This window comes from Pseudomonas sp. Irchel s3b2, from assembly GCF_900187445.1.
Classification (GTDB): Bacteria; Pseudomonadota; Gammaproteobacteria; order Pseudomonadales; family Pseudomonadaceae; genus Aquipseudomonas.
Window position 1 is genome coordinate 142,925 of record NZ_FYEB01000005.1, and the last position, 19,729, is coordinate 162,653.

The following is a 19,729-nucleotide window of genomic DNA, read 5'->3' on the forward strand; positions in this document are numbered from 1 at the left end:
GTTCTAGAGAAGACTGGATTTGAGTTCGATAAACCGACGCGTCGCCAACAGACCGGCAGGATGGGAATGCCGATAGGGCGAGAGCCATGGCATCAACACCGACATCTGCTCGTGCTCGCTCAGACCGTTCAGCGCAGCTTGCAGGCGCTGGACATCCGAATCGCTGTCCGACACCGGCGTCTGCGCCATAACGCTGCTGCCGCGTCGTACCGCAGCGGCGGGATGCTCCGGTTTCCAGTCGCCAGCGATCCAGTCATGCAGCAACTGTTTTTCGTAGGGGCTGAATACGCCGAACATCGCCGCACCGGCGCCGTCGATCAATTGCCAGAAACGACTGGCTAGCGGGTCCTGATGGCGTTTGATCCAGCCTTTGTTTTCCATGGCCGCCAGCAAGCCTGGCAATTGCCCCGGTGAAGACAGCCATTGATTGACGGTCTTGCCTTCTAAGCGGCTGTAATCGGAATGCATGTGCTCGCCGAACGGGCGTTTGCGTTCAAGCATGCTCAGTACTTCACTGTCGAGGTCGAACGACTCGATGATCGCCCGGCTGCCCTGCCCTAGACCGTTGAGCCGATAGCCCAGCGCCACTCGACGCAAAAAGTCATCGCGATCGCCTTCCACCGGCAGCAATTGCAGCACCGATTGCACCGCCTTATGGGCATGCCCACTGCTGGCATTGTCGATGGTCACGTGGAGCGTGAAGTAAAGGGGATCGATGCCCAGTTCGCTGAGTTCATAAGCACTGATCAACAAGTGCAGCGGCAGCAGTTCATAGCCGAGGTTGTAGCCGATCACTTCCGGCAAATACTCGTCGGCACAATAGCCGAGTGCCAGTTGAATCGCGCCTTGCAGGTAGCGCTCATCGGCAATCGCCGCGGTGTCTTGCAGGCCATGTTCGGCCAGCAATTTGCGGTAGATCACCACATGATTCTGCGCCGGATTGCCCTCGCCCAACTCTTCCAGATAGGTGCACAACAGGCCGTCGAAACGCGGGTCGCGCCAGTGCCGCACCAGGCCATAAAGCCAGGCGCCATCCACCCGTTTGGTCGGGGCAACCGCCTGCAGGAAAAACAGTGCATGGGCCTTGTTGCTGAAGAACTGCCGCGCCCCGCCCGCCTTGCGCTGCTGAAGGTAATCGGCGTATTGCCGGGCCACGTCGACGCTGTGCTGTTCGACCCAGTTTTGCAGAGCCGAGAGGTCCCGTGGCATTTGTTCAGGCAGGTTCGACGCTTGCTGCAATTGCGCTTGCAGAAAGCGCCCGGCTAGCGCGTGTTTTTGCGCGTCATTGTTATCGCTCAGCAACAATTGTTCGTAGAGCGACTTTACGCCGCCAGCGACAGTTATCGCGTGTTCGTGGGTAGGCCGGGATTCAAGTCGTGTCAGGGCAGTCATGAAATATTTTTCTCGCTCTGAGGCCAGTGGCAGGACGCTGGATCAGCACGTCTCTATCAGCAGAGCGGCAGGGTCGGAAAAAAATTCCATTGGCGTTGAAATTGGCCGGACAGACGGGCCAGCGCCGCGGCACTTGCTCGCGGCGCAGTGAATATACTCAACGGATGGGGGATTCATGCCTCGGAGAGCCATCATGCGAACGGTTCACGTCATCGAAGCCGGGAAAACGCCCGCGCCGGCCAAAGTTGTTGGAGAGACAATCACTATTCTTGCCGGCGGCGATCTAACCAAACCCTTTGAAGTGCACATCCAGGAAGGTGTGCAGGGTGGCGGGCCACCGCTGCATTTTCACCCTTGGGACGAAGCGTTCTATGTCATCGATGGGCAGGTTGAAGTGACCGTCGAAGGGCAATCCACCACCCTCTCAACCGGGGGTTATGTGCACATCCCCGCAGGGTCGATCCATGCTTACAAGAACATCAGCCCTACCGCGAAAATGATCGGCGTGGTTTCCGATCCACGCGGCGGTCAGTTATTTGCGGCGTTGGATCAGCTCAAAGTGCCCGAAGACCTGCCTCGGATACTGGAGATATCTGAAGGCTTCGGCGTTACGTTTCTGCTGTCCTCACCCGACATTCCGCCAACTCCGTCTGGCTGACGTCATGGGTGCTGCCCTCGCCCTTCACACTCCTGACAGAAACTGACACCGCCTCCTTTTATGCTGCGCCCACCTTGAATGGAGCAGCCCTATGATCACTCCCCGTTATATTTTGCTTTTCGTGGAAAACCCCGCCGTCAGTGCGCGGTTCTATGAGTTTCTGCTGGAGCGCAAGCCCGTGGAAGAGTCGCCGACCTTTGCGCTATTTATCCTGGAGGGCGGCTACAAACTGGGGCTCTGGTCACGGCATACCGCCGAACCGGCAGCGCAAGTGACGGGCGGTGGGACCGAGCTGGCGTTCCCGGTGGAGTCTGCCGAGCAGGTCGATGCACTGTTTGCCGATTGGAGCGCGCTCGGGTTGACCATGGTGCAAGCGCCGACAGAGCTGGACTTCGGTCGCACTTTCGTCGCGCTTGACCCGGATAACCATCGGTTGCGCGTGTTCCACCCCTCGCTGCGCTGACACTCGTCCCGACATCGGTCAGGCACAGACGTGCCGCGCTCAATACGCGCCCCGGATATTTCCGGGGTATTTTTTTGTGCGGCGGCTAAGATTCAAGGGTGGTGAACCTTATTCCCAAAAATCCGGTCGATACCTGCAACCCGACCCGGTTTGCCGACGCCCTCAACAGGAGGGTGATCATTGGCTTGCTTCACTTTCTGGAGAACGCCCCCGTGATATCCGCCGTACACATTGCCAGGCTTAAAGCATGGGGTGCCCATGGTTTTACCGCCACTGGCGTGGTCACCGCCTTCCTCGCGACCCTCGCCTTGCTGGAGAACCAACCGACCAATTGCCTGCTGTGGCTAGGCGTGGCGCTGATCGTCGACGGTCTGGACGGCGCGCTGGCGCGCAAGGTGAATGTGCAGTCGGTGCTGCCGAGTTTCGACGGTTCGATCCTCGACCTGGTGATCGACTACCTGACGTATGTGTTTATTCCGGCACTGTTCATTTACCGTTACATCCCGTTGCCGGACTACACCCTGCTGCTGACCGTGTCGCTGATCCTGGTGTCATCGCTGTTTTGTTTCTGCAACGTCAACATGAAGAGCAAGGACAACTACTTCCAGGGTTTCCCCGCCGCGTGGAACGTAGTTGCGCTGTGCCTGTACATCATCGACCCGTCGCCATGGATTACCTTGCTCACCGTCATCGGTCTGGCGCTGCTGACCGTGACCCGAATGAAATTCCTGCACCCGTTCCGCGTGCGCCGGTTCATGCCGATCAACATTGCCGTAACGGCCATCTGGTTGCTGTGCAGCTTGTCGCTGGTGGTCAACCACCCGGTCATCAATCCGCTGGTGATGGGCCTGTGGCTGCTGATGTCGGCGTACTTCCTGGGGATCTGTTTCTGGCGCACAGCGTTGGAGTGGTTCGACAGCTCGCGGCTCAAATAGGCACTGCGATCATGCCCATCCACATTGTCCAACTCGGCTCACCCCGCACCGCGAATGAAGGCCTGCGCCTGGGCACGGTACGCCGCCCGCCTCGGGGCGTACCGAAGGCTGAATTTGCCAGCCGGGATTTCTACGATGTGTGGCAACCGCTGCTGTCCCCCAGCCCCGAATTGGTGGCCGAAGCCAAAGCGGCTGAAGATGCCAAGGCCTGGGGAGCCTTCAAGCGCAAGTTCAAGGCCGAGATGAACCATCCCGCGCCCAGTCAGCTGCTCGATCTACTGGCTGCCCTCTCCCATCAAACATCACTGGCGGTGGGGTGTTATTGCGAGGACGAGGCACACTGCCACCGTTCCGTATTACGGGAATTGCTGGAAGCACGGGGCGCGAAAGTTGTTTAAATCAAGTGAACACTACAAATCCCTGTAGGAGCGGGCTTGCCCGCGAAGAGGCCATCCCACTCAGCATCCATGTTGACTGACACACCGCCATCGCGAGCAGGCTCGCTCCCACATTAAAACTCCGGCATGACACCCATCGCATGAACCCCACGGACGAGAGACCGATCATGGTCAATAATTAAAGGATTGGGTGTATTGAACGGGAGGTTTGTCATGTCTGGTCAAGCACGTTTCATGCTGGTCGCCTCGCCCCTGATGGAACACAGCCCCGCCTTCGACCGGGCCGCAGCACTGGCCAAGGCCGAGGATGCAGCCCTGCACATCGTGGCTTTCGACTATCTGGAGGGTCTGGCGACCGCCGGTTTGGTCAACGAAAAAGCCCTGGAACAGATGCGTCTGGGGTATGTCGAGCGCCACCACCAGTGGCTTGAGGAACAGGCCCGCCCCTTGCGCAAGATCGGTGTGCATGTCACCACCGAGGTGGTTTGGGTCGAAAATCCGCTGGAGGAAATCCTGACTCACCTCAAAGAGCAGCCAATGGATGTGCTGATCAAGGCGTTGGAACACCAATCACGGCTGTCGCGGCTGGTATTCACCCCCCTCGACGTGCATCTACTGCGCGAATGCCCGGTACCGCTGCACTTCGTCAGCCATGCCAAACATGCGTTGCCGCGCAAGATCGTTGCGGCGGTCGACCCCTTCCACAGTGATGATCAATACAAAAGCTTCAACGACCGGATCCTGCACGAAGCGTCAAAACTGGCGAGTTCCTGCAATGCCGAGCTCGACGTGGTCTACGCCTATGACCTTTCGTCTATCAGCTCGGATGAGTTCAGCTTCGAAAACGGCTCGGCGTTTTTCGCTTCGGACAAGGCCAAGACCCTGTTCAATTTCCAGGAGGATGCCTTCAACGAATTGGCCGCCCGCAACGGCATCGCCCCGGAGCAACGGCACATGCTGATGGGCAGCCCGACCAAGGTGCTGACTCGCTACGCCGATACCAATGATGTCGACGTGATTGTCATGGGCCGGGTCGGCCATCGCGGCATGGGCCGGTTGCTCGGCAGCACGGTGGAGCATCTGCTGTACAAAATGCCGTGCAGTGTGTGGGTTGTGTACACCGAGCGGCTGGATGAGTGAGGGGCGGGTCAAATTTTGCACATACCCCTTGTGGGAGCGAGCCTGCTCGCGATGGCGAACCTTCAGTCAACATGCATGTTGAATGTAAGACCCTCATCGCGAGCAGGCTCGCTCCCACAAGTGTTTTGCGTTTCCAACTCAACGCCGGGTAATCACCACCTCCAGGTATTCACTCGGCACCACCAGCGACCGCTCCCCCGCCCGGTTCAGGCGATTCAGCAGTTCGGTCAGGTCGTTTTCCAGGGCGGTGCCCCCTTCGGGTGGCAGGGTCGCAAAGGCCTTGTGAACCGGCCCATACCAGGTACGGAAGGTGTCGATCCAGTGCGCGGCCGAGCGATAGCGGAAATTGAACAACCGCCGTGTCACCTGGAGCTGGAAGTCGCGCTGGTCGAAGTGCGAGTTTAACCAGGCTTCGGTGCCCCAGTTCGAAGGCGGTTGAGCGCCCATCGGTGGCGGCATGTGGCGGCCCAGGATCTTGAACACCTGGCCGATGTAGCCTTCAGGCGTCCAGTTCGCAAGCCCAATCCGCCCGCCAGGACGGCACACCCGCGCCAGTTCCGCTGCTGCCTTGGGTTGATCCGGCGTAAACATCACGCCAAAGGTCGAAAGCACCGCATCGAAACTGGCGTCCTCGAACGGCAAGTCCTCGGCATCGGCCACCTGAAAAGTCACGTCCAGATGTTCCGCTCGTGCGCGGTCTTCGCCGCGTTCAAGCAGCTTGGCCACGTAGTCGGTGGACGTGACCTTGCAGCCCCGGCGTGCGGCTGCGAGCGTTGCGTTACCGTTGCCAGCGGCGACGTCCAGCACCTGCTCATCACAGAGCAGGTCGCAGGCTTCGGCCAGTTGTTCGCCGACGATCTGTAAAGTGGTGCCGATCACGGCGTAGTCGCCGCTGGCCCACGAGGCCATTTGACGGTTTTTCAGGGCAGTGAGGTCAATGGGGGTGCTCATGAAGTCTGCTCCGTTGCGGGTTGGAACGCGTCCCGGCTTACTCCGCCGTAGTGGGATCGATGATGTTCATGACCCGGGAAACGCTGTTGATGGGAAATTCACCCTTTTGGGCATGCTCCCTGATCAGTCCCTCGTTCGGCGCGATGTACACGCAGTAAATCTTGTCACCAGTGATATAACTCTCCAGCCACTGCACCTCGGGTCCCATCTCGCGCAATACATCGCAGGATTTTTGCGAGATCGCTTTGAGCTCCTGTTGCGGCAGTGCGCCGGCGCCTGGAAGCTCGCGTTCAATAATGAATTTAGGCATGACAACTTCCTTTTCTTGAGGGTGATGACAGGATCGGAGGTGATCCCGTCATCCACAAACTATCGCTCTCGGATACGCCGACGTCCTGCCGATCGTCCGGAGAATTCACGAAATATGGCATTCTCCGATGCATGGTCGTCCATTTGTAACGCCGCCATAACAGGTTGGCTTGCTTCGCCGAAACGGATTAAGCCGAAGGTGCTTTGGCCTCTTCCAGCAGCTGCCGAATCGTCTGTTCCTGAGTTTCGTACCGGCCCTCGCCAAAATGGGTGTAACGCACCTGCCCCTTGGCATCGATCAGGTAGTGCGCGGGCCAGTACTGATTGTCGAAGGCGCGCCAGATCGTGTAGTCGTTATCGATCGCCACCGGGTAGATGATGCCGAGTTTTTTCACCTGATCGCGGACGTTGTCGATGATGCGTTCGTAACCGTATTCCGGGGTGTGCACGCCGATCACAACCAAGCCGTCCTTCTCATATTTTTTCGCCCAATCCTTCACGTAGGGCAAGGTGCGCTGGCAGTTGATGCAGTCGTAGGTCCAGAAATCCACCAGTACAACTTTGCCACGCAGGGAATCGTTGCTCAGCGCTGGCGAATTGAGCCATTCGACTGCGCCGGAGAGTGACGGCATCGCGCCTTTGGCCGGGTCCATGGTCGAGTCGGCCTTGACCTTGCTGACGAAGTAATCAACCACTTTCGGTACGGTTTCCAGCACGCGCTGTTCAACCGTGGTGACGCCTTCGGACGAGGTGCTGGCGAGCAGTGTGTTGTCGGTGCCGGTGGCGATGACCGCCGCCGCAACCAACACCGCAGCACCCGTGCCGCGACGCAGCCAACCGGTGAGCGGAATCGACGGTTTCAATCGATTGACCAGGCCGCGACCGGCGAAGATCAAGATACCCAGGGACAACGCGCTGCCCAGGCCGTACGCCAGCAGCAACAGACTGGTCTGCGCGTTGGCGCCTTGCAACATGGCGCCGGTGAGGATCACCCCGAGGATCGGCCCGGCACACGGTGCCCAGAGCAGACCCGTGGCGACGCCGATCATCACCGAGCCTAACGGGCCAGACATTTTGCGAGTATCGGAATCGAGGCGATTGCCCAGCAGTACCAACGGGCGCGCCAGCCAGCCACCAATGCGAGCGGAGATCAGCGACAGGGCGAACAGCACCATCACCATCAGCGCCACATGGCGGCCGGTATTGTTGGCTTGTATCACCCAGTCGCTGCTGACCACGGCCAGGCTGGAGATCAGGGCGAAGGTCAAGGCCATGCCGCCGAGGGTGAGCAGGATTGAGGAGCGTGTACGTTTAACACCAGCAAACAGAAACGGCACGACCGGGAGAATGCAGGGACTGAGGACGGTCAAAATACCGCCCAGGAATGCGATGAGGAACATGGGATCACCTTGAAAATTCACGGCCCATGTGGGGAGCCTGTGAAACCACGGACCCTGTAGGAGCGAGCTTGCTCGCGAAAGCGGTATATCCGGCGACATCAATGTTGACTGTACCGCCGTCTTCGCGAGCAAGCTCGCTCCTACAGGGTGATCTGGGAGGGTTTACAGGACTCAGTTGCCGTCGTTACAGCCGTCAGCGAATTTGCTGTAATCCAGCACCTGGGTTTTGCCCTGGGAATCCAGATAGGTCATCCGGGCATTCACAATCCCGCAGGTAGGGCTGGCGTCCTGTTTCATCGACAGCACTTTCTGAATATCCAGGTGCGTGCCGTAGGTATAGGTTTGAGGGGTAACATCGGCTTCGGCGCGGGCCGACAAAGTGCAGATGTTCAAGGCGGCAAACAGGCAGGCGGCGTAGACGGCTTTGGTATTCATGGTGGTTTCCTCAAGGCTTCAATAGGTCAATCGTTGATTGAGCCGAGGCGGTTTGGGTTTGCCTCGATGGAACCTATTTGAAACCCGCGAGGTATCTCGTCTGTGTCCAGAACAGGCGCGGGTAAATCGCTGTGTATCCACGCCAGCCTGCGATACACAGCGATACAAACCCTGTTTTTTTGCGTTCCCGTGTATCTGCTGGTACGCCAGATACACTGCAATACAATCGACAGCAGGCGTGCGGGACAAGGCTCGATAGACTGCGCGGCAACTCCCATTCAAGAGGCTTGATCACCATGGAACACGTCGATCACATTCTCATCGTGGACGATGACCGCGAGATCCGGGAACTGGTAGGCAACTACCTGAAGAAGAACGGTCTGCGCACCACCGTCGTGGCGGATGGACGGGCGATGCGCGCCTTCCTCGAGACCACGCCGGTGGATCTGATCGTGCTCGACATCATGATGCCGGGCGACGATGGCCTGGTGCTCTGCCGCGAGCTGCGTGCCGGCAAACACAAAGCCACGCCAGTGCTGATGCTCACCGCACGCAACGATGAAACCGACCGCATCGTCGGCCTGGAAATGGGCGCCGACGATTACCTGGTCAAACCGTTCGCCGCCCGTGAGTTACTCGCCCGCATCAATGCCGTGCTGCGACGCACACGGATGCTACCGCCGAATCTGGTGATCAGCGAAAGCGGTCGCCTGCTGGCATTCGGTCGCTGGCGTCTGGACACTTCGGCCCGACATCTGCTGGATGAAGACGGCACCATGGTCGCCCTCAGCGGCGCGGAATATCGCTTGCTGCGGGTGTTCCTCGATCATCCTCAGCGGGTACTCAATCGCGACCAATTGCTCAACCTGACTCAAGGTCGCGATGCCGATCTGTTCGACCGCTCCATTGATTTGCTGGTCAGCCGCTTGCGCCAGCGTCTGCTGGACGATGCCCGAGAACCGGCCTACATCAAGACCGTGCGCAGCGAAGGCTATGTGTTTTCCCTGCCAGTAGAAGTGCTCGGTGCGCCGTCATGAATCTTGCGCTGCACTGGCCCCGTACGCTGGCCTCGCGGCTATCGCTGATTTTCCTGATCGGCCTGATCCTCGCCCAGGCGCTGTCCTTTGGCGCTCAGTATTACGAGCGTTACCAAAGTGCGAAAAACACCATGCTGGGCAATCTGGAAACCGATGTCTCGACCTCCCTCGCCATCCTCGACCGCTTGCCCGCTGACGAGCGCGCGAACTGGCTGCAGCGTCTGGAACGCGCCAACTATGGCTATCTGTTGAATCAAGGTTCGCCGGGCACGCCCATGGCGCCCAGCGATGTGCCGATTGCAGCGACCTCGATTCAGGACGCCATCGGCCATGAATACCCGCTGACCTTTACCGACATCCCAGGCCCGAAAAAACACTTTCAGGCCCACTTGAAGCTGAAGGACGGCAGCCCCGTCACCGTCGATGTGCGGCCTAAGATGGTGCCGTTGTCGCCGTGGTTACCGGCGGTATTGCTGGGGCAACTGGCACTGATGATTGCCTGCACCTGGCTCGCCGTGAGAATTGCCATCCGCCCGCTCAGCCGTCTCGCCCAAGCGGTGGAAACGCTCGACCCCAACACCCATGCCGTACACCTGGATGAAAAAGGCCCGACCGAAGTCGCCCATGCCGCCAAAGCCTTCAACGCGATGCAGGCGCGCATCGCGGCCTACCTCAAGGAACGCATGCAACTGTTGGCGGCGATTTCCCACGACCTGCAAACCCCGATTACGCGCATGAAACTGCGCGTCGAATTCATGGACGACTCCAGCGAAAAAGACAAACTGTGGAACGACCTCAGCGAGATGGAACATCTGGTGCGCGAAGGCGTGGCCTATGCCCGCAGCATTCATGGTGCCACCGAGGAAAGTCGTCGTACTGACCTGGATTCGTTCCTCGACAGCCTGGTGTTCGACTATCAGGACATGGGCAAAGACGTGCAGCTCGGCGGCAAAAGCGCTGCCGTGATCGACACCCGACCCCATGCCTTGCGGCGGGTGCTGGTGAACCTGATAGACAACGCGTTGAAATTCGCCGGCGCGGCAGAGTTGTGGGTGGAAACGAAGGCTGAGGGCAGCTTGTCGGTGAAGGTGATGGACCGTGGGCCGGGGATTGCCGAAGAGCAATTGGCGCAGGTAATGGAGCCATTCTACCGCGTGGAGAATTCGCGTAATCGCAGTACGGGGGGGACCGGGTTGGGGTTGGCGATTGCGCAGCAACTGGCGTTGGCGATTGGCGGGTCGTTGACTTTGAGCAATCGCGAGGGCGGTGGGTTGTGTGCTGAGCTCAGGTTGCCAGGCCAGCGATCCCCTACGTAGGAGCGAGGCTTGCCCGCGAAGAGGCCGGCACATTCAATATGGATGTCGACTGACACTCCGCCTTCGCGGGCAAGCCTCGCTCCTACAGGGATATTGGGTGTTTGGGGAATTGTGTGTGGTCAGACAACGATGCCGATCACCGCTTCCCCGTGCATCTGCCGCAGCAACGCCAATCCGCTGTCGACAAACTCCGGCGACCCAACCATCCCCGCCTCCATCGCCAGCCCTTCCATTTGCGCCCGCCCATCGAGCGAAGGAAACTCCCCGATCCGCTGCAACAACCGCCACGCCAACGGGCTCAGTTCGCAGAAGCGCGCACTCCAGTCCTCGGCCCGACGAACCAACAGCAACGTCGGCTGAACTGGCGGCGTGTCCGGCCGGTAATCCGGCCCCACTAATTGCACCGGCCAGCCATATGCCAACAGCCAGGCCAGCGGCGAGACCTGCAACGGCCGCTCCAACAACAACCCGGCATCGCTGACCGGCAACGGCTCGGCTTCGGATTGTTGCAGCGCCATTTCGACCCATTCGTAATGCACCAGCTCAACCATGAACGGCGGCCACGCTGCATCGTTCAACGCCTGCGGTTCAGAGGCGAGAAACTCGACAAACTCCTGGGCGATCTCGCCGAATTTTGGTGTTTGAGCACGATGATCCCGCAGGAAGATCCGCACCAACACACGCCAATGATCATCGCCGAGAATCTTCACCAGCACCGGAAAAGTGCCGCTGAGCAACGATGACAGGTTCGAAAACACCAGGTCGCGATAAACCTGCGCCCGCGCCACGTCCATCCCGACTGGCGGTGCACAGTGATCAGGGTCGCGCAGGTAGCGAGTCAATGTGTCTTGCTGCTGAAACAATGTCGGCTTAGCCACGGCTCACCGCCTCACCTTGCAGGCGGCGAATGGTCTGCAATTCGGTCACCAGCTCAGAGAACGCCGGAAAATTGAAATCCCGCTCCAGCAGCGTCGGCTGTACACCGAACCGCGCATATGCCTTAGTCAGAAGCGACCAGACCACCGGTTTGACCGAGGCGCCATGGGTGTCGATCTTCAACGTGTCGGACTCATCAAAGTGTCCCGCCACATGCATGGCAACCACCCGCCCCGCGTCGATGCCGGCCAGAAAAGCCTGCGGATCAAAACCGTGATTGATTGAGTTGACGTAGACATTGTTGACGTCCAGCAGCAGGTCGCAATCGGCCTCGCGCAGCACCGCATTGGTGAACGTCAGTTCGTCCATGTCCTGTTGTGGCGCGGCGTAGTAAGAGACGTTTTCCACCGCCAGGCGCCGGCCAAGGATGTCCTGAGTCTGACGAATCCGCGCGGCAACGTGCTGCACCGCTTCCTCGGTAAACGGCAACGGCAGCAGATCGTAAAGATGCCCGTCATCGCTGCAGTAGCTCAGGTGTTCGCTGTATAGCGGCACCTTGTGATGATCGAGGAATACCCGCACTTCCCGCACAAACCCGACGTCCAGCGGCGCCGGCCCGCCCAAAGACAAGGACAAGCCGTGACAGGACAATGGATAACGCTCGGCCAGGGCGCGAAACACCGCGCCATGAGCGCCGCCGATGCCGATCCAGTTTTCCGGCGCGACTTCCAGAAAGTCGAAATCGCCCGTCGGGGCCGCTTGAAGGTCCTTCATCAAGCCGCGGCGCAAGCCTAGCCCGACGGTCGCCTTCGCTGATGTGAGGGGAATCTGCATGGTATCTCTCATTCGGTGTGATCCGGTGGTAGATACAGTTAAGCGCCGCGGTGTATCGGCTCTGTGTTCGCAGGCGCCCCTCTTCTCACCAAACTGTATCGGACAGGCAGTCAGATACAGAGGGATACACGAACTAGACTTATTGATTACCCCCGTCAGGGGTCCAGGACGCGGTTATCGTCCTGTTCATTCCCACGATCACCGCCCAAAGGTGCATGCCTCGACAAACAATGCCTCTGGACCGTGATCCTGCTGAAGGAGCACACGTGATGGACGAGGCCAGACTCAATGATTTCATGGGCAAACTGGTGAGCGACATGGGCGGCGCGGCGATGCTCGCCAACGTCATCCTCGGCGAAGAGCTCGGCCTGTACCGGGCCATGGCCGACAGTCAGCCAGTCACCCCCGAAGCACTTGCCGAGAAAACCGGCTGCAACACCCGCCTGCTGCGTGAATGGCTCAGCGCCCACGCAGCTTCCGGTTACATGGAACACCGCGACGGCCAGTTCCGCCTGCCCGAAGAGCAAGCCATGGCGCTGGCGATCGAAGATTCACCGGTCTATGTGGCCGGCGGTGTCGGGGTGGTCGCGTCGTTTTTTCATGACAAGGACAAACTGGTCAACGCCATGCGCGGCAACGGCGCCCTGCCCTGGGGCGATCACCATCCGTGCATGTTCAGCGGCACCGAGCGATTCTTCCGCCCAGGGTACAAGGCGCATCTGGTCAGCGAGTGGCTACCGGCCCTCGATGGAGTGGTCACCAAACTGGAAGCCGGCGCCAAGGTGGCGGACATCGGCTGTGGCCACGGCGCCTCGACCGTGATCATGGCCCAGGCGTTTCCGAACTCGCGGTTCGTCGGTTTCGACTACCACGCGCCTTCGGTCACCGTCGCCACCCAGCGCGCCGAAGAAGGTGGCGTGACCGGCCGGGCGCGGTTCTTCCAGGGCACCGCCAAGAGTTATCCGGGCGATGACTATGACCTGATCTGCTACTTCGACTGCCTGCACGATATGGGTGACCCGGTCGGCGCCGCAAAGCATGCCTATGAATCGCTCAAACCCGACGGCTCGGTGCTGCTGGTAGAGCCCTTTGCCAACGACACGCTCGACGAAAACACCACCCCGGTGGGACGACTGTTCTACGCCGCCTCGACCTTTATCTGCACGCCCAACTCGTTGTCCCAAGAGGTCGGCCTCGGGCTCGGCGCCCAGGCAGGTGAGGCACGGTTACGCAAGGTCTTTACCGAAGCGGGATTCACCCAGTTCCGGCGGGCCACGGAAACGCCGTTCAACCTGATTCTGGAGGCGCGTAAATAAGAGCAGGCAATCACCCGGGCAGGCCAACCTGCCCGGGTGATTGCCTGCACTGGCGAAACCCAATGCCTGTAGGAGCGAGCTTGCTCGCGAAGGCGTAGTGTCAGACGATATCAATGTTGGATGTACTGGGCCCTTCGCGGGCAAGCCCGCTCCTACAGGGTGACCGTGCTCAGTACACGGACAGGCGCTCGCCAAGGTTTTCGGCCTTGAGAATATCGAACAACGCCTGCGCCGCCGCCGACAGTTCATGCCCCGTGGTCAGCACGCCGATTGCCCGTTCCACCACCGGATCGCGCAGGGTAATGCAACGCGCGCCCAACTCGCGCATCTGCCCGGCGCACAACGCCGGCACCGCGCTGACGCCCAATCCGCTGGCCACCATCCGCCCGACCGTCGCCAACTGATGACTCTCAAACTCCACCGGCAATTTCATGCCTCGCGTCTGTAAATGCTCTTCGAGCATCACCCGCACTGTCGATGGTCGCTGCAAGGTAATGAACGGTTCCTTGAGCAAGGTCTGCCAATCAATATCGCCCAGGTCCGCCAGCGGTGAATCAGATGGCACCACCGCCACAAACCGGTCGATGTACAACGGAGTAAATTCCAGCGACGAGCTCTGGGTCGGCTCGAACGCCACACCCAATTCCACCTGACGGTCGCGAACCATTTCCAGCACTTGCTCATTGATCACGTCGTTCACCGTGACATTGACCTTTGGGTAACGCGCGCGAAAGGTCTTGAGGATCGGTGGCAGCAGATTGCCTGCAAACGACGGCATTGCCGCGAGGGTCACGCGGCCGCGCTGGAGGGTGAAGCGTTGTCGCAGTTCATCCTCGGCATTGTCCCAGTCCGCAATCAATCGACGAGCCAGTGGCAGCAGCGATTCGCCTTCGGCGGTCAGTGCGACGTTGCGGGTATTGCGCGTGAACAGGCGCCCGCCCAAGCCCTCCTCCAGCGCCTTAATGGTCAGGCTCAACGCCGACTGGGACAGGTGCAGCCGCTCGCAAGCCACGGCAAAACTCAAACTCTGGGCCACGGCCAGAAATGCACGGATCTGTTTGACGGTCATGGCCGATGTCTCCAACGCAATACATTGGTGAGTTTTATCTATCAATCAACCTTAAAAATCAACTTAACAAATAAATCCTCCGGCGTGACACTCCCTCCCCATCCGGCTAGCCAGCCGCCCACAAAGAATAAAAGAGGTGCATATGGCAGGGTTCGACAAGCGCGTGTATTCCTACGAGGAAGCGATGGCAGGTCTTGAAGACGGCATGACCGTGATCTCCGGCGGCTTCGGCCTGTGCGGGATCCCGGAAAACCTCATCGCCGAGATCCAGCACCGAGGCACACGTGATCTCACCGTGGTCTCCAACAATTGCGGCGTCGACGGCTTCGGCCTCGGCGTGCTGCTGGTGGACCGGCAGATCCGCAAGGTGGTGGCCTCTTACGTCGGCGAAAACGCGCTGTTCGAGAAGCAACTGCTGAGCGGCGAAATCGAAGTCGTCCTGACCCCTCAAGGCACCCTCGCCGAAAAAATGCGCGCAGGCGGTGCCGGCATTCCGGCGTTCTTCACCGCCACTGGCGTCGGCACGCCGGTGGCCGACGGCAAGGAAGTCCGCGAATTCAAGGGCCGCCAGTACCTGATGGAAGAATCCATCACCGGTGACTTCGCCATCGTCAAAGGCTGGAAAGCCGACCATTTCGGTAACGTGGTCTATCGCCACACCGCCCAGAACTTCAACCCGCTGGCCGCCACCGCCGGCAAGATCACCGTGGTCGAAGTCGAAGAAATCGTCGAACCCGGCGAGCTGGACCCGTCGCAGATCCACACCCCTGGCATCTACGTCGACCGGGTCATTTGCGGCACGTTCGAGAAGCGCATCGAACAGCGCACCGTGCGTAAGTGATCCCCTGCCCCCGGACCGAATGAAGGAATAACAACAATGGCACTTTCCCGCGAACAAATGGCTCAGCGCGTCGCCCGCGAAATGCAGGACGGCTACTACGTGAACCTCGGCATCGGCATTCCGACCCTGGTCGCCAACTACATCCCTGAAGGCATGGAAGTCATGCTGCAATCGGAAAACGGTCTGCTCGGCATGGGCGCGTTTCCGACCGACGCCGAAGTCGACGCCGACATGATCAACGCCGGCAAGCAAACCGTGACTGCACGAATCGGCGCATCGATTTTCTCGTCCGCTGAGTCCTTCGCGATGATTCGCGGCGGCCACATCGACCTGACCGTGCTGGGCGCGTTTGAAGTCGACGTCGAAGGCAACATCGCCTCCTGGATGATCCCCGGCAAACTGGTCAAGGGCATGGGCGGCGCGATGGACCTGGTGGCCGGTGCGGACAACATCATCGTCACCATGACCCACGCCTCCAAGGACGGCGAGTCGAAACTGCTGTCGCGTTGCAGCCTGCCGCTGACCGGCGCCGGTTGCATCAAACGCGTGCTGACCGACCTGGCCTACCTGGAAATCAAGGACGGCGCGTTCGTTCTCAAGGAACGCGCGCCGGGCGTCAGCGTCGAGGAAATCGTCGCCAAGACCGCTGGTAAACTGATCGTGCCTGACCACGTCCCGGAAATGCAGTTCGCTGCCCAGTGAGGAATCCTTCCATGCAAGAAGTCGTGATTGTTGCCGCCACTCGCACTGCCATCGGCAGCTTCCAGGGTTCGTTGGCGAATGTGTCCGCGGTTGACCTCGGTGCTGCGGTGATCCGCCAGTTGTTGGCGCAGACCGGGCTGGACCCGGCGCAGGTCGATGAAGTGATCATGGGCCAGGTTTTGACCGCCGGCGCTGGACAGAACCCGGCGCGTCAAGCCGCGATCAAGGCCGGCCTGCCCTTCGCCGTGCCGGCCATGACCCTGAACAAGGTTTGCGGCTCGGGCCTGAAAGCGTTGCATCTGGCGGCTCAGGCGATTCGCTGTGGCGATGCCGAAGTGATCATTGCCGGCGGCCAGGAAAACATGAGCCTGGCCAATTACGTCATGCCCGGTGCCCGCACGGGGTTGCGCATGGGCCACGCGCAGATCGTCGACACGATGATCAGCGATGGCCTGTGGGATGCGTTCAACGATTACCACATGGGCATCACCGCCGAGAATCTGGCTGAGAAATACAGCCTGACCCGTGAGCAACAGGACGCCTTCGCAGCCGCCTCGCAGCAGAAAGCCGTGGCCGCCATCGAAGCCGGACGCTTTGCCGACGAGATCACGCCGATCCTGATTCCGCAGCGCAAGGGCGATCCACTGTCCTTCGCCACCGATGAACAGCCTCGGGCCGGCACCACCGCCGACTCCCTGGGCAAACTGAAAGCCGCGTTCAAGAAGGACGGCTCGGTGACTGCTGGCAACGCCTCTTCGCTGAACGATGGCGCTGCGGCGGTGATGCTGATGAGTGCGCAGAAAGCCAAAGCGCTGGGGCTGCCAGTGCTGGCGAAGGTCGCCGCTTACGCCAACGCGGGCGTCGACCCGGCGATCATGGGTATCGGCCCGGTCAGCGCCACCCGTCGTTGCCTGGACAAGGCCGGTTGGTCCGTTGATCAACTGGACCTGGTCGAAGCCAACGAAGCCTTCGCCGCGCAATCTTTGGCCGTGGCCAAGGACCTGGAATGGGACTTGAACAAGGTCAACGTCAACGGCGGCGCCATTGCCCTGGGCCATCCGATCGGCGCGTCGGGTTGCCGGGTGCTGGTGACGTTGTTGCATGAAATGATCAAGCGCGACGCCAAGAAAGGCCTGGCGACGTTATGCATTGGCGGAGGCCAAGGCGTGGCACTGGCCATCGAGCGGTAACCCTACTCATGATCGTTCCCACGCTCTGCGTGGGAACGATCAATTTAGTCATCGAGCGCTAATCACACCGCTCGCTCCTACTTCAGGCAAATTTCACCAGGTTCAACCATGAGGCCCGCCCAGCCGCGCTGAGCAATCCATCACCCGCAATGCTAACGTGACCGGCTCATACAGGGAGGTACGTGCGTGCTGATACTCAAACTGCTGGTGATTCCGGGATTTCTCTTGCTGATTTCCCTGGCCGGAAAACGCTGGGGCCCCAGTGTGGCCGGTTGGCTGTCGGGGTTGCCGGTGGTGGTCGGACCGATTCTGTTTTTCCTGGCTATCGAGCAGGGTCAGGTGTTCGCTGCTCAGGCGGCGACCGCAGCGCTATCGGCGATGTTCGCAATGATTGCCTTCTGCGTGACCTACGCCCAGGTGGCACAACGTTTGAACTGGCCGTGGGCGCTATCGATTTCGCTGCTGGTCTGGGCCTTGGTTGCCAGTACGCTGTCACTGATCCCGTCGTCGCTGCTGTTCTCGGTAATCGCGGCCGCTACCGCATTGCTGGCCGCGCCGTACCTGTTTCCCTCGGTGCAGCCCATCGTTTCTGGCCCGGCACCGAAGTCCGACAAACTGTTGCTGCGCATGATGGCCGGCGCCCTGCTCACAGTGGTTGTGACGTTGCTGGCCAGCACCGTCGGTGAACGCTGGAGCGGTCTGCTCGCGGTATTCCCGGTGCTGGGCAGTGTGATGGCGGTGTTCTCCCAGCAGACTCGCGGGCCGGCGTTTACCGCGGCATTGCTCAGGGCGACAGCGACCGGGATGTATTCGTTTGCGGCGTTTTGTCTGGTGCTGGCGTTGGCATTGCCGAGGTTTGGGTGGCTGGGGTTTGTCTTGGGCATAGGCGTGTCGTTGGGGATGCTGGTGATCACCAAACGGCTGGCATTGCGTCCAAGGTGAGAACGTAGCAGCTGCGGCAGCTGCTACAAATCGCGATCCATGGGATCATCGCCGTCAAAGCGCCGATCATTCCCTGGAGAGTTTGAATGTCATTGTTGAGTAAAAAAGCCGTTGTTCTGCTGCTGATGGCGGCTGCCAGTCTGGGAGCCATGAATGCGCAGGCGGCCAAGGCCACTGCCGGCGACAAAGCGCCGCCCCAGAAGGTCTCGATGCTCGGCGGCAAGTTCACCTTCACCCTGCCCAAGGGCTTCATCGCCAACCCGCTGCCGGCTGGCGATGCGGCCACCGGCACTGCCGGGGCGACAGGTACGATGTACACCAACCAGACCACCAAAACCGTGGTGATCGCCGCTGAAAACACCCTCCCCGGCGGCGCCAACGTCAAGGACAACGACGGTGAATTCCTCGACGCCACCGTGTCCGCCTTCGCCACCGAGCAACGCAACGCCTTGCCGGATTTCAACAAAACCAGCGAAAAAAGCCTGACCCAAAAAGGCACAGGCCTGGGCCTTCGGCAGATCGATAGCACCGCCACCCAGGGCGGCGGCATGACACTCGACAGCACTCTAATGGCCGCTTCCGGCACACGCATGGCCATCGTTCAGATCATCTCCCGCCCCAACGACAAAACCGGCCACGAAACGCTGGTGAAACAAATCGTCAGCGGTAAATAAACCCGACCGATTCAGGGGTTGAGGCGCTGCAACCAGGCGCTCAGATCTTGCATCTCGTTGGCGCTGATGCTGTGACCGACACCCGGATAGGCATGAAACTCGGGCTTGAGTGACAGGCGCTGCAACAGGCTGTCGGCCTCAGTACCGTCGTTGTAGGGCAGGAGTATGTCGGCGGTGCCATGACCGATGAAAATCGCCAGCTGCTGGCGTTTTTCATCCGGTTTGAGCTCGGATTCGAGCACCGGCAGAATTCGCCCGCTCAGTGCCGCAATTCCACCCACTGCGCCGGGATGACGCAACGCGACCTCGTAGGACATCATCGCGCCCTGGCTGAAACCCACCAGGAATACCTTGTCCGCTTCGGTGTGATATTTCTTCGCCGCTTGTGCGACAAAATCCCTCAGCACTTGGCCGCTGGCCTTCAGGTCGTCCGTCTCACCGTTATAGGCGCCCTCGCCCTTCTGGCGAAACCACTGGTAACTGCCCTCTTCCATCGTCATCGGCGCCCGCACCGACAGGTAGTTGTACTGCGGCGGCAATTCATCCTTGATGTCGAACAGGTCCTGCTCGTTACTGCCGTAACCGTGCAGGAAAATCACCAAGGGTTGGTCGCGGGATTCAGCGTCGGCCTGCTCCAGGTACTTGAGCGGCAGATCGGTGTGCAGCGGGGTTTGAGCGTGGACGGCGGTGGACGCCAGAAACGTGAGCAGAGCGAGTAACTTCAACATAAACCTTCCTTCACAGAGCGCAGGATTCGGGACAAAGCCTAACACTGTGAAGCATGCTGGGGCATTTTAGGGGTTGCTGATGCCGCCATCGCGAGCAAGCTCGCTCCCACATTAAATCGCGGC

Annotated in this window: 22 protein-coding genes; 13 read left to right on the forward strand and 9 right to left on the reverse strand. The window is 60.0% G+C overall.

Annotation, left to right across the window (positions count from 1 at the left end):
* Positions 1-3: 3 nt before the first annotated feature.
* Positions 4-1,392 (reverse strand): iron-containing redox enzyme family protein, encoded by a 1,389-nt coding sequence (locus tag CKW20_RS14020; protein WP_095053435.1) that lies wholly within the window; start codon positions 1,390-1,392, stop codon positions 4-6.
* Between the two features lie 193 nt (positions 1,393-1,585).
* Between CKW20_RS14020 and CKW20_RS14025 the strand changes: the two genes are divergently transcribed.
* The 5 genes from CKW20_RS14025 (at position 1,586) to CKW20_RS14045 (ending at position 4,986) form a co-directional block, all read left to right on the forward strand.
* Entirely contained in the window at positions 1,586-2,050 is a 465-nt protein-coding gene (locus CKW20_RS14025) for a cupin domain-containing protein (protein WP_095053436.1), read from the forward strand.
* A 91-nt stretch (positions 2,051-2,141) separates the two neighbouring features.
* The gene (locus CKW20_RS14030; protein WP_095053437.1) at positions 2,142-2,513 is read left to right on the forward strand and encodes a VOC family protein; all 372 of its coding nucleotides are present in this window, start codon (positions 2,142-2,144) and stop codon (positions 2,511-2,513) included.
* 212 nt (positions 2,514-2,725) lie between these two features.
* Positions 2,726-3,448: a phosphatidylcholine synthase gene (gene pcsA, locus CKW20_RS14035; RefSeq protein ID WP_095053654.1), complete on the forward strand. Its 723-nt coding sequence runs from the start codon at positions 2,726-2,728 to the stop codon at positions 3,446-3,448.
* Between the two features lie 11 nt (positions 3,449-3,459).
* Positions 3,460-3,846: a DUF488 domain-containing protein gene (locus tag CKW20_RS14040; RefSeq protein WP_095053438.1), complete on the forward strand. Its 387-nt coding sequence runs from the start codon at positions 3,460-3,462 to the stop codon at positions 3,844-3,846.
* A 213-nt stretch (positions 3,847-4,059) separates the two neighbouring features.
* Complete coding sequence (locus CKW20_RS14045) at positions 4,060-4,986, forward strand: universal stress protein (protein ID WP_095053439.1); 927 nt, start codon at positions 4,060-4,062, stop codon at positions 4,984-4,986.
* Between the two features lie 138 nt (positions 4,987-5,124).
* Here CKW20_RS14045 and CKW20_RS14050 read toward each other — a convergent pair whose 3' ends face one another.
* From CKW20_RS14050 to CKW20_RS14065, 4 genes are all read right to left on the reverse strand, one after another.
* On the reverse strand, positions 5,125-5,937 hold the full coding sequence (locus CKW20_RS14050; RefSeq protein ID WP_095053440.1) for a class I SAM-dependent methyltransferase: 813 nt from the start codon (positions 5,935-5,937) through the stop codon (positions 5,125-5,127).
* A gap of 37 nt (positions 5,938-5,974) precedes the next feature.
* Entirely contained in the window at positions 5,975-6,247 is a 273-nt protein-coding gene (locus CKW20_RS14055; protein ID WP_095053441.1) for a DUF4242 domain-containing protein, read from the reverse strand.
* A gap of 187 nt (positions 6,248-6,434) precedes the next feature.
* On the reverse strand, positions 6,435-7,646 hold the full coding sequence (locus tag CKW20_RS14060) for a cytochrome c biogenesis protein DipZ (RefSeq protein ID WP_095053442.1): 1,212 nt from the start codon (positions 7,644-7,646) through the stop codon (positions 6,435-6,437).
* Positions 7,647-7,817: 171 nt separating this feature from the next.
* Positions 7,818-8,081 (reverse strand): DUF2790 domain-containing protein, encoded by a 264-nt coding sequence (locus tag CKW20_RS14065; protein WP_095053443.1) that lies wholly within the window; start codon positions 8,079-8,081, stop codon positions 7,818-7,820.
* Positions 8,082-8,377: 296 nt separating this feature from the next.
* Between CKW20_RS14065 and CKW20_RS14070 the strand changes: the two genes are divergently transcribed.
* Together CKW20_RS14070 and CKW20_RS14075 are read left to right on the forward strand one after the other, a co-directional pair.
* Complete coding sequence (locus CKW20_RS14070; protein ID WP_095053444.1) at positions 8,378-9,118, forward strand: response regulator; 741 nt, start codon at positions 8,378-8,380, stop codon at positions 9,116-9,118.
* Positions 9,115-10,434: an ATP-binding protein gene (locus tag CKW20_RS14075; RefSeq protein ID WP_095053445.1), complete on the forward strand. Its 1,320-nt coding sequence runs from the start codon at positions 9,115-9,117 to the stop codon at positions 10,432-10,434. The genes CKW20_RS14070 and CKW20_RS14075 overlap by 4 nt, the downstream gene beginning before the upstream one ends.
* A gap of 119 nt (positions 10,435-10,553) precedes the next feature.
* Here the strand turns inward: CKW20_RS14075 and CKW20_RS14080 are convergent, their stop codons facing one another.
* Together CKW20_RS14080 and CKW20_RS14085 are read right to left on the reverse strand one after the other, a co-directional pair.
* Positions 10,554-11,312 (reverse strand): DUF2063 domain-containing protein, encoded by a 759-nt coding sequence (locus CKW20_RS14080; RefSeq protein ID WP_095053446.1) that lies wholly within the window; start codon positions 11,310-11,312, stop codon positions 10,554-10,556.
* Complete coding sequence (locus CKW20_RS14085) at positions 11,305-12,144, reverse strand: DUF692 domain-containing protein (protein WP_095053447.1); 840 nt, start codon at positions 12,142-12,144, stop codon at positions 11,305-11,307. The genes CKW20_RS14080 and CKW20_RS14085 overlap by 8 nt, the downstream gene beginning before the upstream one ends.
* 269 nt (positions 12,145-12,413) lie before the next feature.
* On the opposite strand from CKW20_RS14085, the gene CKW20_RS14090 reads away from it, so the two are divergent.
* Positions 12,414-13,460 (forward strand): class I SAM-dependent methyltransferase, encoded by a 1,047-nt coding sequence (locus tag CKW20_RS14090; protein WP_095053448.1) that lies wholly within the window; start codon positions 12,414-12,416, stop codon positions 13,458-13,460.
* Positions 13,461-13,629: 169 nt separating this feature from the next.
* On the opposite strand, the gene CKW20_RS14095 is transcribed toward CKW20_RS14090, so the two are convergent.
* On the reverse strand, positions 13,630-14,529 hold the full coding sequence (locus CKW20_RS14095; protein ID WP_095053449.1) for a LysR family transcriptional regulator: 900 nt from the start codon (positions 14,527-14,529) through the stop codon (positions 13,630-13,632).
* Positions 14,530-14,671: 142 nt separating this feature from the next.
* Between CKW20_RS14095 and CKW20_RS14100 the strand changes: the two genes are divergently transcribed.
* The 5 genes from CKW20_RS14100 to CKW20_RS14120 all read left to right on the forward strand — a co-directional run bounded on the left by CKW20_RS14100 (position 14,672) and on the right by CKW20_RS14120 (position 18,878).
* Positions 14,672-15,370, forward strand: a complete 699-nt coding sequence (locus CKW20_RS14100; RefSeq protein ID WP_007896014.1) for a CoA transferase subunit A — start codon at positions 14,672-14,674, stop codon at positions 15,368-15,370.
* A gap of 36 nt (positions 15,371-15,406) precedes the next feature.
* A complete protein-coding gene (locus CKW20_RS14105; RefSeq protein ID WP_052965168.1) occupies positions 15,407-16,072 on the forward strand; it encodes a CoA transferase subunit B in 666 nt (221 codons plus the stop codon).
* A gap of 11 nt (positions 16,073-16,083) precedes the next feature.
* Entirely contained in the window at positions 16,084-17,262 is a 1,179-nt protein-coding gene (locus CKW20_RS14110) for an acetyl-CoA C-acetyltransferase (RefSeq protein WP_095053450.1), read from the forward strand.
* Between the two features lie 186 nt (positions 17,263-17,448).
* Positions 17,449-18,204 (forward strand): hypothetical protein, encoded by a 756-nt coding sequence (locus CKW20_RS14115; protein ID WP_095053451.1) that lies wholly within the window; start codon positions 17,449-17,451, stop codon positions 18,202-18,204.
* 86 nt (positions 18,205-18,290) lie between these two features.
* Positions 18,291-18,878: a hypothetical protein gene (locus CKW20_RS14120; RefSeq protein ID WP_095053452.1), complete on the forward strand. Its 588-nt coding sequence runs from the start codon at positions 18,291-18,293 to the stop codon at positions 18,876-18,878.
* Between the two features lie 11 nt (positions 18,879-18,889).
* Here CKW20_RS14120 and CKW20_RS14125 read toward each other — a convergent pair whose 3' ends face one another.
* Positions 18,890-19,606 (reverse strand): alpha/beta hydrolase, encoded by a 717-nt coding sequence (locus CKW20_RS14125; protein WP_095053453.1) that lies wholly within the window; start codon positions 19,604-19,606, stop codon positions 18,890-18,892.
* Between the last annotated feature and the right edge of the window lie 123 nt (positions 19,607-19,729).

What these genes read in the sequence shown, in the direction of transcription:
- CKW20_RS14020 (WP_095053435.1), bottom strand. Translation starts at nt 1,392, where the DNA reads ATGACTGCCCTGACACGACTTGAATCCCGGCCTACCCACGAACACGCG.
- CKW20_RS14025 (WP_095053436.1), top strand. Translation starts at nt 1,586, where the DNA reads ATGCGAACGGTTCACGTCATCGAAGCCGGGAAAACGCCCGCGCCGGCC.
- CKW20_RS14030 (WP_095053437.1), top strand. Translation starts at nt 2,142, where the DNA reads ATGATCACTCCCCGTTATATTTTGCTTTTCGTGGAAAACCCCGCCGTC.
- CKW20_RS14040 (WP_095053438.1), top strand. Translation starts at nt 3,460, where the DNA reads ATGCCCATCCACATTGTCCAACTCGGCTCACCCCGCACCGCGAATGAA.
- CKW20_RS14045 (WP_095053439.1), top strand. Translation starts at nt 4,060, where the DNA reads ATGTCTGGTCAAGCACGTTTCATGCTGGTCGCCTCGCCCCTGATGGAA.
- CKW20_RS14050 (WP_095053440.1), bottom strand. Translation starts at nt 5,937, where the DNA reads ATGAGCACCCCCATTGACCTCACTGCCCTGAAAAACCGTCAAATGGCC.
- CKW20_RS14055 (WP_095053441.1), bottom strand. Translation starts at nt 6,247, where the DNA reads ATGCCTAAATTCATTATTGAACGCGAGCTTCCAGGCGCCGGCGCACTG.
- CKW20_RS14060 (WP_095053442.1), bottom strand. Translation starts at nt 7,646, where the DNA reads ATGTTCCTCATCGCATTCCTGGGCGGTATTTTGACCGTCCTCAGTCCC.
- CKW20_RS14065 (WP_095053443.1), bottom strand. Translation starts at nt 8,081, where the DNA reads ATGAATACCAAAGCCGTCTACGCCGCCTGCCTGTTTGCCGCCTTGAAC.
- CKW20_RS14070 (WP_095053444.1), top strand. Translation starts at nt 8,378, where the DNA reads ATGGAACACGTCGATCACATTCTCATCGTGGACGATGACCGCGAGATC.
- CKW20_RS14075 (WP_095053445.1), top strand. Translation starts at nt 9,115, where the DNA reads ATGAATCTTGCGCTGCACTGGCCCCGTACGCTGGCCTCGCGGCTATCG.
- CKW20_RS14085 (WP_095053447.1), bottom strand. Translation starts at nt 12,144, where the DNA reads ATGCAGATTCCCCTCACATCAGCGAAGGCGACCGTCGGGCTAGGCTTG.
- CKW20_RS14090 (WP_095053448.1), top strand. Translation starts at nt 12,414, where the DNA reads ATGGACGAGGCCAGACTCAATGATTTCATGGGCAAACTGGTGAGCGAC.
- CKW20_RS14095 (WP_095053449.1), bottom strand. Translation starts at nt 14,529, where the DNA reads ATGACCGTCAAACAGATCCGTGCATTTCTGGCCGTGGCCCAGAGTTTG.
- CKW20_RS14100 (WP_007896014.1), top strand. Translation starts at nt 14,672, where the DNA reads ATGGCAGGGTTCGACAAGCGCGTGTATTCCTACGAGGAAGCGATGGCA.
- CKW20_RS14105 (WP_052965168.1), top strand. Translation starts at nt 15,407, where the DNA reads ATGGCACTTTCCCGCGAACAAATGGCTCAGCGCGTCGCCCGCGAAATG.
- CKW20_RS14110 (WP_095053450.1), top strand. Translation starts at nt 16,084, where the DNA reads ATGCAAGAAGTCGTGATTGTTGCCGCCACTCGCACTGCCATCGGCAGC.
- CKW20_RS14120 (WP_095053452.1), top strand. Translation starts at nt 18,291, where the DNA reads ATGTCATTGTTGAGTAAAAAAGCCGTTGTTCTGCTGCTGATGGCGGCT.
- CKW20_RS14125 (WP_095053453.1), bottom strand. Translation starts at nt 19,606, where the DNA reads ATGTTGAAGTTACTCGCTCTGCTCACGTTTCTGGCGTCCACCGCCGTC.